Origin of the sequence: Amycolatopsis sp. cmx-11-32, assembly GCF_047608695.1 — a bacterium.
Lineage (GTDB): Bacteria > Actinomycetota > Actinomycetes > Mycobacteriales > Pseudonocardiaceae > Amycolatopsis.
Genome location: NZ_JADNQN010000011.1, coordinates 149,842 through 162,633, shown reverse-complemented (window position 1 = coordinate 162,633; position 12,792 = coordinate 149,842). Strand labels below are relative to the sequence as shown.

The 12,792-nt window shown below is 69.6% G+C and carries 8 protein-coding genes; 3 read left to right on the top strand and 5 right to left on the bottom strand.

Features of this window, described 5'->3' with window-relative positions; all coding sequences use genetic code 11:
- From ACM6LR_RS29040 to ACM6LR_RS29020, 5 genes are all read right to left on the bottom strand, one after another.
- Complete coding sequence (locus tag ACM6LR_RS29040) at nucleotides 1–1,851, bottom strand: ArnT family glycosyltransferase (RefSeq protein WP_414944945.1); 1,851 nt, start codon at nucleotides 1,849–1,851, stop codon at nucleotides 1–3.
- Nucleotides 1,852–1,855: 4 nt separating this feature from the next.
- On the bottom strand, nucleotides 1,856–3,115 hold the full coding sequence (locus tag ACM6LR_RS29035) for a glycosyltransferase (RefSeq protein WP_414944944.1): 1,260 nt from the start codon (nucleotides 3,113–3,115) through the stop codon (nucleotides 1,856–1,858).
- Between the two features lie 74 nt (nucleotides 3,116–3,189).
- On the bottom strand, nucleotides 3,190–5,043 hold the full coding sequence (locus ACM6LR_RS29030) for an ArnT family glycosyltransferase (RefSeq protein WP_414940598.1): 1,854 nt from the start codon (nucleotides 5,041–5,043) through the stop codon (nucleotides 3,190–3,192).
- 5 nt (nucleotides 5,044–5,048) lie between these two features.
- A complete protein-coding gene (locus ACM6LR_RS29025) occupies nucleotides 5,049–6,587 on the bottom strand; it encodes a sensor histidine kinase (protein WP_414940597.1) in 1,539 nt (512 codons plus the stop codon).
- A gap of 569 nt (nucleotides 6,588–7,156) precedes the next feature.
- Nucleotides 7,157–9,169 (bottom strand): fatty acid desaturase, encoded by a 2,013-nt coding sequence (locus tag ACM6LR_RS29020; protein ID WP_414944977.1) that lies wholly within the window; start codon nucleotides 9,167–9,169, stop codon nucleotides 7,157–7,159.
- Nucleotides 9,170–9,727: 558 nt separating this feature from the next.
- Between ACM6LR_RS29020 and tig the strand changes: the two genes are divergently transcribed.
- From tig to ACM6LR_RS29005, 3 genes are all read left to right on the top strand, one after another.
- Nucleotides 9,728–11,098, top strand: coding sequence for a trigger factor (gene tig / locus ACM6LR_RS29015; protein WP_414944943.1), 1,371 nt, complete (start codon nucleotides 9,728–9,730; stop codon nucleotides 11,096–11,098).
- 210 nt (nucleotides 11,099–11,308) lie between these two features.
- Nucleotides 11,309–11,911, top strand: coding sequence for a ClpP family protease (locus tag ACM6LR_RS29010; RefSeq protein ID WP_076166113.1), 603 nt, complete (start codon nucleotides 11,309–11,311; stop codon nucleotides 11,909–11,911).
- Nucleotides 11,912–11,938: 27 nt separating this feature from the next.
- Nucleotides 11,939–12,610 carry an ATP-dependent Clp protease proteolytic subunit gene (locus ACM6LR_RS29005; protein ID WP_101605975.1) on the top strand — a complete coding sequence of 224 codons (672 nt, stop codon included), beginning with the start codon at nucleotides 11,939–11,941 and terminating at the stop codon, nucleotides 12,608–12,610.
- The last annotated feature ends 182 nt before the right edge of the window (nucleotides 12,611–12,792 follow it).

Here is a 12,792-nt window from a genome sequence, read left to right as displayed (position 1 = left end):
TCAGGGGATCAGGTTGTACACCGTCTGCTCGCCGACCGTGGTGGCCGCGAAGTTCGCCGCGACCCAGTCACCGATCTCGTTCGACCCGCCGCCAGGACCGCCGCCGCGGCCACCCTCGACGTAGTAGGTGATCTCGCCGTCGGCCACGTACTGCTGGAACTCCGCCAGTGTCGGCGCCGGGTCCTGGCCGCTCCAGCCGCCGATGCCGATCACCGCCTTGCCGCTCGCGAGTTCCAGGTTCGCCGCCGACTGCGAACTCGCCGTCGCCGCCGCCCACGTCGTCGTGGTCGCGGCGAGAAGGGTCCCCATCTCCGCCGACGAGCCCTCTTCCATGCCCGGACCGCCGCCCAAGCCGCGATCACCGCCGGTGACCGGTCCGGAGAGCGGGATCGACCCGGAATGCGCCTGCGCGGCCGTTTCCACGGCGAAGGCGGTGGTGCCGAGGCCGACGGTCAGCACGGCCGCCGACGCGATCACGGAGACGAGTCCGCGCATCGGCGGGACACCCACCAGCACGACGGTCGCGGTCACCAGGCCGAGACCGGCGACGGTCCAGCGCAGCGCGGGCAGCCAGTCGGCGTCGCGGTCGAGCAGGATGTACGCCCAGACAGCGCTGGCCGCGATCATCAGCGACAGGAACACCCGCGGCGCGAGATGCGCTCGGCCGCGCCACAGCGAGGTCCCGGAGATCGCCACCACGGCGGCGATCGAGGGCGCCAGCGCGACGGCGTAGTACGGGTGCACGATGCCGCTCATGTAGCTGAACACCAGTGAGGTGACGAGCATCCAGCCGCCCCAGACGATCAGCGCGGCCCTGGTCCGGTCGGTGCCGGCGGCCCGCCGGGTGAACCACAGCCCCGCGACCAGGCCGATCAGCGCGGCGGGCAGCAGCCACGACACCTCGCCGCCGAAGCTGGCGCCGAACATCCGGGTCAGGCCGCTCTCGCCGCCGAAGCCGACGTTCCCGCCGCCCATGCCCCCGCTCGTCCCGCCGACCATGGTGCCGCCGCCCCTGCCGAAGATCCGGCCGAGTCCGTTGTAGCCCAGTGCCAGTTCGAGCAGGCTGTTGTCGGTCGAGCCACCGATGTACGGGCGTGAGCCGGCAGGCCACAGGTCGACCAGCGCGATGAACCAGCCGGCGGACATGATGGTCGCGATCAGAGCTCCGAGAAGGTGAAGCAAACGTTTGCCCAGCGAGGTCGGCGCGGCGATCAGGTAGGCGAGCCCGAACGCGGGCAGCACCAGGGACGCCTGCAGCATCTTGGTCAGGAAGCCGAACCCGATGGCGACCCCGGCCAGTGCCAGCCAGCGCGGGCTCGCCTTTTCGATCGCGCGGACCGAGCAGTACGCGCCCGCGATCAGCAGCAGCGTCAGCAGCGCGTCGGGGTTGTTGAACTTGAACATCAGCGTGGCGACCGGGGTGACGGCGAGCGCCGCCCCGGCGAACAGGCCGGCGACCGGTCCGGAAGTCCGCTTCACCGTCAGGTACAGCAAACCGACGGAAGCGACGCCCATCAGCGCCTGCGGCGCCAGCACGGTGAAACTGGAGAAGCCGAAGAGCCGCGCGAACGCCGTCGTGACCCAGAGCGCGGCTGGGGGTTTGTCGACGGTCAGCACGTTCCCGGAGTCGAGGGAGCCGAACAGCCACGCCTTCCAGTCCTGCGTGCCGGACTGCACCGCCGCGGCGTAGAACGAGTTGCCGTAGCCGGAGGCGGTCAGATTCCAGAAGTACAGCAGTGCGGTGGCGGTGAGCAGCCCGAAGACGGCCGGACGAACACAGCGCCCCGGCGGCTTCGCGACGCTTTCCTCGACCGGACCGGGTTCCACCCGGGAAGCGAGTGCGGTGGTCATGGGTTCAGCTCTCCATCTCGGTGGTGGGCTGACGGCGGGAGCGGAAGACCCAGCCGCGCAGCAACAGGAAACGCACTACGGTGGCCGCGAGGTTCGCGAGCACGAGCGCGGTGATCTCGAGTGGCAGCCCCGGCGTCGTCATCGTGTGCAGCAGCGCCAGCGTGCCGCTGGTGAGCCCGAGCCCGATGCCGAACACGATGAGACCTTGGAACTGGTGCAGTCCGGAGCCTTTCCGGCCGCGGATGCCGAAGGTCAGACGCCGGTTGAGCGTGGTGTTGCCGATCGCCGTCACCAGCAGCGCGACCAGGTTCGCCGCCTGTGCGCCGGTGAACGTCCGCAGCAGCAGGAAAAGCAGGAGGTACGCGACGGTGCTGGCGACGCCGACGGCGGCGAACCGGACCAGTTGCCGCACGAGGCTCGGTGCCACTCCTGGTGCCCGCACCTGGATCGGCGCGCGGCCGAGTTGCTCGCGCAGGCCGCTGATCGGGACCCTGCCGGTCAGCGTCGCCTTCGTCAGCCGCACGATGCCTTTGAGGTCGGCGGTCGCGGTGGCGACGATGTCCACCGACGAGTCCGGGTCGTCGATCCAGTCGACCGGGACTTCGTGGATCCGCAGCCGAGCCTTTTGCGCCAGCACGAGCAGTTCGGTGTCGAAGAACCAGCCGGTGTCGTGGATATGCGGGAGCAGCCGCTCGGCGACGTCGGCGCGGATCGCCTTGAACCCGCATTGCGCGTCGCTGAACCTCGCCGCCAGCGTGCCGCGCAGGATCAGGTTGTAGCAGCGGGAAATGAGTTCCCGTTTCGGTCCGCGCACCACTCGCGCGCCACGGGCGAGCCTGCTGCCGATGGCGAGATCGGAATGTCCGGACAGCAGGGGCGCGACGAGGGGGCCGAGTGCGGCCAGATCGGTCGAAAGGTCGACGTCCATGTAGGCGAGCACCGGAGCGTCCGAAGTGGACCAAACGGCGCGAAGCGCGCGGCCGCGGCCTTTCTCCTCGAGGTGGCGGACTTCGACGTCGTCGAACTCGCGGCTCAGTCGTTCGGCCACGCGCAGGGTGTCGTCCGTGCTGGCATTGTCCGCGACGGTGATCCGGAACGGATACGGGAACTGCTCCACCAGGTGTGCGTGCAGTCGTCGGATGCACGGTTCGAGGTCGGCTTCCTCGTTGTGGACCGGGATGACGACGTCGAGAACGGGGGAGCCGGTCGGGGCGATGGCTGGACGGCGGCCGGGGTCGGCGCCGGAGATGATCGCGGCTGTCATGTCGTCAATCTCGGCCATCGCGCTGAGGCCGGCTTGTGTCCCGCCTGTGCCGTCGCTGTGTTCCGTCACGGGTTTCACCGGCTCAGGTCGTAGACGGTGACACCGTCCACAGTGGTCGATGTGTAGGTCTTCGCGACCCAGGCGGCGATGCGTTCGGCGGCGTCGCTGCCGGTCTCGCCGCGCATCGTCATCCCGTCGCCGAGGAAGTAATGGATCTGTCCACTTCGGACGTGTTCCTGAAACTGTGCCAAGGTGGGAGCCGGATCCGTGCCGTTGAACCCGCCCACGGCCAGCACCGGCGCCCCGCCGCCCAGCTGGTAGCCCGCCGCGTTGTTGGAGCCGACCGTCGCGGCCGTCCACGTGTAGTTCGCACTGTCCTGCCGTAGGAGGGCGGCGAGGTTCTCGCCGGGCAGGCTCGTCCCGAGCAGACCGCCGGGGCCGCCCATGCGTATTCCCCGGCTCGTCTCGGGGCCCGCCGACGGGAGCGCGCCCGAGTGCGGCGTGGCCGCTGTCGCGACCGTGTACACGCCGGTGCCGGTGAGAACGGTGATCAGCGCGCCGACGGCGACCATGCGCCTCGCGACACCGGGTAACCGTGAAGCGAAGAAGACCAGGATCGCGCACAGGAACCCGGCCACGAGAATCGCGATCGCCAACCCCGGGAGCCAGGTGGATTGCCGTGACAGCAGGAGATACGCGGTCAGGGCGGTCAGGCCGATCCCCGCGCTCAAGGTGCCCGCCGCGGCCGGATTCCCGCGGGCGCGCCACAACTGCGTCCCGGCGATCCCGACGAGTGCGGCGATCGACGGGGCGAGCGCGATCGTGTAGTACGCGTGGATGATGCCGCTCATGTAGCTGAACACCCCGGCGGTCACCAGGAACCAGCCGCCCCACAGGATCAGCGCCGCGCGCCCGCGGTCGGTGTGCCGGGCGTGGCGGGTGAACCACAGCCCGGCGGCCAGCGCGCCGACGGCGGCCGGGAGCAGCCAGGCGATCCCGCCCGCCATCTCGGTGCCGAACAACCGGTCCCAGCCGGTGCCGCCCCAGCCGCCGTTGCCACCCCCGCCGACGCTGCCGACCTCGTCGCCGGTGATACGGCCGAAACCGTTGTAGCCGAAGGCGAGTTCCCACAGGCTGTTCTCCTGCGAGCCGCCGATGTACGGCCGGTCGGTGGCGGGCCACGACGCGACGACGGCGAGATACCAGCCGGCGGAGACGATGGTCGCGATCAAAGCTCCGAGCAGATGCAGCAGGCGTTTGCCCCATGACGTCGGCGCGGCGATCAGGTAGGCGAGCCCGAACGCGGGCAGCACCAGGAACGCCTGCAGCATCTTGGCGAGGAAGCCGAACCCGACGGCGGCCCCGGCCAGCGCCAGCCAGCGCGGACTCGCCTTCTCCAGCGCGCGGACGACGCAGTACGCGCCCGCGACCAAGAGCAGGACGAGCAGGGCATCGGGGTTGTTGAACCGGAACATCAGCGCGGCGGCGGGGGTGAGGGCGAGGACGGCGCCCGCCAGCAGACCCGCTGGCGGGCCGGACGTCCGTCGCACCGCGGCGTACAGCAGGGCCACCGAGCCGACACCCATAAGCGCCTGCGGAACGAGAATGCTCCCGGCGTTGACGCCGAACAGGCGGGTGGAAAGGCTCATCACCCACAACGCGGCCGGTGTCTTGTCGACCGTGATCGCGTTCGCGGCGTCGCTCGATCCGAAGAACAGCGCCTTCCAGCTCAGCGATCCGGCCTGCGCCGCCGCCGAGTAGAAGGCGTTGGCCCAGCCGGATTCGCCGAGGTTCCAGAGGTACAGGACAGCGGTCGCGAGCAGGAGCGCGGCGACGGAAGGCCGGACCCAGCGTGGATCTGCCGGTTGTTTCGCCGTCGCGGCGTCTTCGGCGTCTTCGGCGGCGTCGCGAGAGGCGAGAAGGATCATGGGCTTCAGGGTCGAGTGCCGACCTGGGGCGTGGTTGTGCCGAAGCTGTGCACCCGCTGTGAGGAACCGATCACCGGCAGGCGCACGGCGAATTCGGTACGCCCGGGACGGCTGTGCACCTCGATGGTCCCGTGGTGGGCCACCACGATCGCCGACGCGATGGCCATCCCGAGCCCGGTGCTGCCCGCGGTCCGGGAACGCGAAGAGTTCCCGCGGGCGAAGCGTTCGAAGACGCTCGGAAGCAGTTCCGGCGCGATGCCGGGGCCGTTGTCGGTCACCGTCAACACCGCGGCCCCGGCGTGGGAGCGGCCCAGCGCGGTGATCACCGTGGTGCCCGGCGGGGTGTGCGTGCGCGCGTTGGACAGCAGGTTCGCCAGGACCTGGTGCAGGCGCTGGACGTCGCCGTGGACGGTCAGCGGCCCGTCCGGCAGCCGCAGTTCCCAGCGGTGGCCCGGGCCCGCGACGTGCGCGTCGCCGACGGCGTCCGCGGTCAGCCGGGTGAGGTCGGCGGCGCCCGCTTCGAGCGGGCGTCCGGCGTCGAGCCTCGCCAGCAGCAGGAGATCCTCGACCAGCGTCGTCATGCGGGCGGCCTCGGACTGGATGCGGGACATCGAACGCGCGACGTCCGGCGGCACCAGCGCGCTGCCGCGGCCGGCGAGTTCGGCGTACCCGCGGATCGCCGCGAGCGGGGTGCGGAGTTCGTGGCTCGCGTCGGCGACGAACCGGCGGACGCGGGTTTCACTGGCGTGCCGGGCTTCCAGCGCCCGCGCGATGTGGCCGAGCATCAGGTTCAGCGCCGAACCGACCTGGCCGACCTCGGTACGCGGATCGGTGTCGGCCGCGGGCACCCGCACGGAAAGCGCGACCTGGCCGCGGTCGAGCCGCATCGCCGACACCCGGCCCGCGGTCGCCGCGACCCGGTCGAGTGGCCGCAGGGTCCGCCGGACCGCGAACGCGCCGAGGAACCCCGCGCCCGCGACGCCCGCCGCCGCGACCCCGAACAGGATCCACCCGACCGTCGTCAGCGTGTCCTGCATCGGCTCGAGGGGAAGACCCGTGACGACGACCCCGCCGGGGACCGAGACGGCCTGCACCCGGTAGTCGCCGAGCCCGGCGAGCAGCACGGTCGTCGGCGTCCGGTCGACCGGAACCGAGAGCAGCCCGGACTCCTGCCCGGCCGAGAGGCCTTGCGGAAGTCCTTGCGCCGACAGCACTCCGGCGTAGAGCACGCGATCGCCGGTGAAGCGCACGCTCAGCGTCCCCGACGCCTGGCCCGGCGCGTTGAGCGGATTGGGACCGGGGCCGGGCGAGTCGTCCGGCGGCCGGTTCGCGTAGTCGTGGGCACGGGCCGACGCGGCCGAGAGCTGACCGTCGACCTGGTCGGCGAGGAACGACCGCAGCGCGATCTCACTGGCGACGCCGATCACCAGGCAGACGAAGGTGAGCAGCAGCACCATCGAGCCGGTCAGCTTGGTGCGCAGGGAAAGCCGCCCTGGCCGGGACCACCGGCGCGGGCCGGTGGTCGGGACCGATCCGGATGCCATGCCCTCGAGCGTGCGCCGCGGTCGTATGCGCGCGGTGTGTCCCGCCTGTGAGCCGGCTGTGCGCGTGGGTCACAGGAAGGTTTGACGCGCGGCACAGGCCGGGCACAGCCGCGACGCGGGCAGTGGGGTCGACGACGAAGCCACAGGAAAACCGATCATGAACGAGAACACACCGCCCGCTCCGTCCACATCGGACCGGGAAACCCTTGCGCCCGCACGCGGCGGCAAACGCAAGCCGTCGTCGCGGGCGCGGCCGCCGCGGTGCGCGCCGTCGGAGCCGACGGGGGAGGGCCAAGGGCCTCCGCAGGACGTTCCGGAGGGACGCCGCCGGCCAATGAGCCGTGGGTGCCGCCCGAAGGTCCGTGAAAGACTCCTTGAGGGACCCAGGGTCCCTCAAAGTTCCCCTCACTAGGCTTGCTGTGTCACTTTCGCCCCAGCGACACCACCCCCCACAGGAAGGGGGCCTTTCTGTACTGGGGAACGGCAAGTGCGCCCACGGATGACCATCCCGGGGCGGCGATTCACCAGCGACGCCCCGAACCGCGTCAGCACGCGAACGGCCGTCCGCCTCAGCGGTCGTAGTCCACCGACAGTTCGGCCGAAGCCGCCACCGCCCGGCAGGTCAGGATCTGCCCCGCCGCGACTGCTTCGTCCCCGAGCGCGTAGTTCACATCCATCCGCGCGCTGCCTCGCACCACTGTCGCCCGGCACGTCCCGCAAGCCCCGCCGACGCACGCGTACGGCGCGTCGACGCCGCGCCGCAGTGCAGCGCTGAGCACGGTTTCGCCCACCGTCGCGGGGAATTCGGCGGTCTCGCCGCCGGCGGTCACCGTCAGCACCGGGCCCGGTCGTCGCGAGGGGCGGACGGGAAGCGCGCCCTGGAACAGTTCGAAGTGGACGTTCTCCTCGGGGACGTCCTTGTCCGCGAGCGTCCGGCGGACCATGTCGACCAGTTCGCGCGGGCCGCACAGGAACCAGTCGTCCACCTTCGCCGGGTGCAGTCGTGCCTGCAGCAGCGCGCGGAGGCGGGTGCCGTCGAGACGGCCGCGCTGGTAGCGCTCGTACGAGATCGCCAGCGCCTCACCGACGGTGTCGAACGGCTTCTCGAACCGCTGTGTGCGCAGGTCCGGGTCGCGTTCGTCGGTGCGGTAATGCACGACGTGCAGCCGTCCGCCCAATTTCGCCGCGAGGGCGCCGAGTTCGGCGGCGAACATCGTGCTGGCGCCGGAGGTGTTGATGTACAGCAGGGTCGCCTTGCTGTTCGGTTCGTTCAGCAGCGTCGTGGTCAGTATCGACAGGATCGGCGTGATCCCGCTGCCCGCGGCGAGCGCGACGTACCGGCCGGTGCGGCCGTGCGCGGGGGTCAGCGTGAACGCGCCGTCGGGAGGCAGTACTTCCAGTAGGTCGCCCGCCGCCAGTTCGGTGGTGGCGAACGTCGAGAACGCGCCGCCGATCTGGTGCTTGATCGCGATCCGCAGCTCCCCGGAGTCCGGCGTCGAGCAGATCGAGTAGGCCCGCCGTACCTCTTCACCGTCGACTTCGGCGCGGACCACGATGTGCTGGCCCGGAGTGAACAGGAAGGTCTCCCGCAGCCGCTCCGGCACGTCGAACGTCACGGTGACGGCGCCTTCGCACAGCGGCCGGACTTCGGCGACCCGCAGCGGGTGGAACAGGCTCGGCGGCCGGGGCTGGGGAGCGGGCGGCTCTTCGTCGAACGAACCGGTGAGCTGGCGCCATTCGCGGTACTCCGACGACGTCAGTTCGCGGCCCCAAGCGGTCGCGATCGGGACGTCCCTGGCCAGGTAGGCGTCGCGGTTGTCCTTCCACGCGCGCAGGTACCGGTAGAACGGGATCGCCGGGTGGAGATGGTGCACCAGGTGGTAGTTCTGGCACAGCATGATCGGCGTCATCAGCCATTCGAGCCCGACGCGGACGCGGGTGGCGCCGAACCGGTTCTGCCGCTGCGCGCCGAGGTCGTGATGCGGGAGCCAGTCGAACCACCAGGCCAGCACGGCGAGGCCGAGGCGCTGCGGGAGCAAATAGACCACCAGCAGTTCCCAGCCGTGGCCGGACGCGATCAGCCAGGCGAACGCGGCGAGGCTCAGCGCGACCACGGCCGCGGTCTCGATCCGTTCCGACGGCGGCCGCGTGCGCTGCCGCGCCACGTAGAAGCGGGCGTACCAGAAGTCGATGGTCAGCCACCGCAGCGGCAACTGCCACCAGGGGCCGTGCGCGGTCCAGGCGTCGGGATCGGTGTAGGCGTCCTCGTTGGTGTTGCGGTGGTGCTCCAGATGGATGTAGCGCACCAGGGGAAAGGAGCCGTAGCCCGCCACGAACGGCATCGCGAGCCTGCCGAGCAGTTCGTTGACCCAGGTGAGCTGCCCCGCCGCGTGATGCGTCGACTCGTGCAGCACGGTGAACATCGTGAAAGTGACCAGCGCGTGCAGCGGGATGGTCACCCACGACGACCCCGCGTCGTTGACGACCAGCCAGGTGGCGCCCACCCAGACCATGGCCCCGCCGAGGAACAGGAGAACGGTCGGCACCGAGACCACCGGAAGCGGGATCCTCGGGTTGGGCAGACCACGTCTCGCCGGTCTTGCGGTCAGGTCCCCCGTGTCCTCGGACCGGGTGGCGGCGACGGTCATCGATCGGTCCCTCCGTCGATGGCTACCGGGACAAGCTGTCACACCGTAGACAACTGGTACTGGTTTGTAAACTTCGGCTACCTGCTGAAAGGCCTGGTCGCGGCGCCCGATGGTGGAGCGCGGCCCGCATTCCTGTCCAGGACTGGACGGCTTCGTAACAGAGAAGAACTGAAAGCTGGTCCGATCGGGTGGTCCACGCTCTGTTCGCCGGACGGGGCCCGAAAGCTGTGATCCGCCAATGAGGGCGGGCACGACGCGGCCGTGTCGGACTAGACCCGGACCGGTGTGCCCGGTCCTGTGAGTCCGTACGCGGGCTTCGCACCCAGGCGGTCCCCGGCGGCACGGGCGCCACCTGGATCACGAACCCCACCGAAGAGACTCACAGGACACGGCCTAGACTCGGACGGCCCGGTCTGCAAGCTGGCCAGGGCACATCCGCTGTCGACCGCATGCGGATGCCCATCACATCGTTTACCGCTCGAGGAGAATACGTTGAAGAGCACCGTCGAGCAGCTCAGCCCGACGCGAGTCAAGATCAATGTCGAGGTGCCGTTCGACGAGCTCAAGCCGAACTTCGACCGCGCCTACCGCAAGATCGCCCAGCAGGTGCGCATCCCCGGCTTCCGCCCGGGCAAGGCGCCGGCTCGCGTGCTGGAAAGCCGGATCGGGCGCGCCCCGGTGCTCGACGAGGTCGTCAACGAGGTCATCCCGGCCAAGTACATGGAGGCCGTGCGCGCGGGCGAGGTCCGCACGCTGGGCCAGCCCGAGTTCGAGGTGACCAAGCTCGAGGACCGTGAGGTCCTGGAGTTCACCGCCGAAGTCGACATCCGCCCGGAGATCTCGCTGCCCGACCTCGAGGGCTTCGCGGTGAGCGTCGACGACGTCGAACTGACCGACGCCGAGATCGACGAGCAGCTCGACGAGCTGCGTGCCCGCTTCGGCACCCTGACCGGTGTCGAGCGCGCGGCCGAGAACGGCGACTTCGTCTCGATCGACCTCGCGGCCACCGTCGACGGCCAGGAGGTCGAGGAGGCCTCGACCACCGGCCTGTCCTACGAGATCGGCTCCGGCCAGCTCGTCGACGGTATCGACGAGGCGATCATCGGCGCGAACGCGGGCGAGACCAAGACCTTCACCACGAAGCTGGTCGCCGGCGAGCACGCGGGCAAGGACGCCGACGTCACCGTCACCGTGCAGACCATCAAGCAGCGCGAGTTGCCCGAGGCGGACGACGAGTTCGCCCAGCTGGCGAGCGAGTTCGACACGATCGACGAGCTGAAGAGCGACCTTCGCGAGCGCCTCGGCCGCGTCAAGAAGATGCAGCAGGGCGTCCAGGCACGGGACAAAGTCCTCGAGGAACTGCTCGAGCGCACCGAGGTCGCGATCCCGGAGAAGGTCCTCGAAGCCGAGATCGAGAACCGCAAGCACGACGCGATCCACCCCTTCGATCACGACCAGGCGCAGTTCGCCAAGGCGCTGGAGGCCGAAGACCGCACGATCGAAGAGTTCGACACCGAGGTCCGCGAGGAGTCGGAGAAGGCGGTTCGTACCCAGCTGCTGCTGGACAGCATCGCCGACGCCGAGCAGACGTCGGTCAACGACGGCGAGCTCACCGAGCGGATCATCTACCAGGCGCAGCGCTTCGGCGTCAGCCCGGACGAGTACGTCCAGCGGGCGCAGCAGTCCGGTCAGCTGACCGCGATCTACGCAGACGTCCGCCGCGGCAAGGCACTGGCCACCGTGGTTCGCAAGACCACCGTGACCGACGCCTCCGGCACCGCGGTCGACCTCGAAGAGCTTTTCGGCCCCGCACCCGAGGAGACGCAGGTCACCGAGGAGACCGCGAAGACTGCGGCCGAGTAGGGAATAAGCGGCCCGCGCGAAGCGGACCGTAAAGCTGTAAGCGAACTTGGGCGGTGTCAGGCATTCTGCACCGCCCAAGTTCGTTAGGGTCGGTTGCAAGATCTTCAGCATCTGGACACACCAGCAACAGCATCTCCGACAGCAGCAGCTAGACACACAGCGGCGGCAGGCCCAAGGCCACGCCGCCGTCGGCGGAAAAGGCAGGCAGACGTGACGCAGCACACGCCCGAGGCGCGGACCGGTACCGCGGGGCTCAACCTCACCGACTCGGTCTTCGAGCGGTTGCTCCAGGAGCGCATCGTCGTCCTCGGCTCCGAGGTCAACGACGAGGTCGCGAACCGGATCACCGCCCAGTTGTTGCTGCTCGACGCAGACGACTCCGAGTCGGACATCCGCTTCTACATCAACTCGCCAGGTGGCTCGGTCACCGCGGGTTTCGCGATCTACGACACCATGCAGCTGATCCGCCCGGACGTCGCGACCTACGCGATGGGCCTGGCCGCGTCGATGGGGCAGTTCCTGCTGTCCTCCGGCACACCCGGCAAGCGGTACGCGCTGCAGCACGCGCGCATCCTCATGCACCAGCCCTCGGCCGGCGTCGGCGGCACGGCCTCCGACATCGCGATCCAGGCCGAAGTGTTCGGCAAGTGGAAGCAGGAGCTCGCCAAGATCACGGCCGAGCAGACCGGCCAGACCGTCGAGCAGATCGTCAAGGACGGCGACCGTGACCGCTGGTTCACCGCGCAGGAGGCGAAGGACTACGGCTTCGTGGACCAGGTCCTCACGCGCGAGAACCCGCTTCCCAACAGCTGATCCGCGCCGGCACACAGGAGAATTCCAATGAGCAACTTCCAGCTTCCGATCGGGTCGCAGGCGCCGGGGATGCAGTCGCGGCTCCAGCTGCCGCAATCGCGGTACGTCCTGCCCTCCTATGTCGAGCGCACGAGCTACGGCATCAAGGAATCGAACCCGTACAACAAGCTCTACGAAGAGCGTCAGATCATGCTCGGCGTGCAGATCGACGACGCGTCGGCGAACGACGTGATGGTCCAGCTGCTGCACCTCGAGCACGAGGACCCGGACCGCGACATCATGATCCTGATCAACTCGCCCGGTGGTTCGTTCACCGCGCTGATGGCGATCTACGACACGATGCAGTACGTCCGCCCCGACATCGTCACCATGTGCATCGGCCAGGCCGCTTCGGCCGCCGCGGTGCTGCTGGCGGCCGGTACCCCCGGCAAGCGGTTCACGCTGCCGAACTCGCGCGTGCTGATCCACCAGCCCGCCACCGAGGGCACCTACGGCCAGGTGTCGGACCTGGAGATCCAGGCCAACGAGATCCAGCGGGTGCGGCGCCAGATGGAGGTCATCCTGGCGAAGCACACGAACAAGGACGCCGACGACGTCAAGAAGGACATCGAGCGCGACAAGATCCTGACGGCCGATGAGGCCAAGGCGTACGGGATCGTCGACGAGGTCCTCGAGTACCGCAAGGCTTCGAGCAGCTGATCGCGACCGGACCGGTGCGTGTCGGGAGACGACACGCACCGGATCCCTGGTCTATGGTCAGCTTCTGGCGTGCTCAGATGTGACGTTGGTTCTCCCGTCGGCGGCATCGGGCGGGTACCGTCAGTGGCAGTGTGTGAGGCTCCGAGCGGTCATCCGTGACCGGGGCGGTAAGACAGTCAGGC

Coding starts and splice junctions, on each gene's coding strand:
- ACM6LR_RS29040 (WP_414944945.1), bottom strand. CDS start 1,851: ATGACCACCGCACTCGCTTCCCGGGTGGAACCCGGTCCGGTCGAGGAA.
- ACM6LR_RS29035 (WP_414944944.1), bottom strand. CDS start 3,115: ATGACAGCCGCGATCATCTCCGGCGCCGACCCCGGCCGCCGTCCAGCC.
- ACM6LR_RS29030 (WP_414940598.1), bottom strand. CDS start 5,043: ATGATCCTTCTCGCCTCTCGCGACGCCGCCGAAGACGCCGAAGACGCC.
- ACM6LR_RS29025 (WP_414940597.1), bottom strand. CDS start 6,587: ATGGCATCCGGATCGGTCCCGACCACCGGCCCGCGCCGGTGGTCCCGG.
- ACM6LR_RS29005 (WP_101605975.1), top strand. CDS start 11,939: ATGAGCAACTTCCAGCTTCCGATCGGGTCGCAGGCGCCGGGGATGCAG.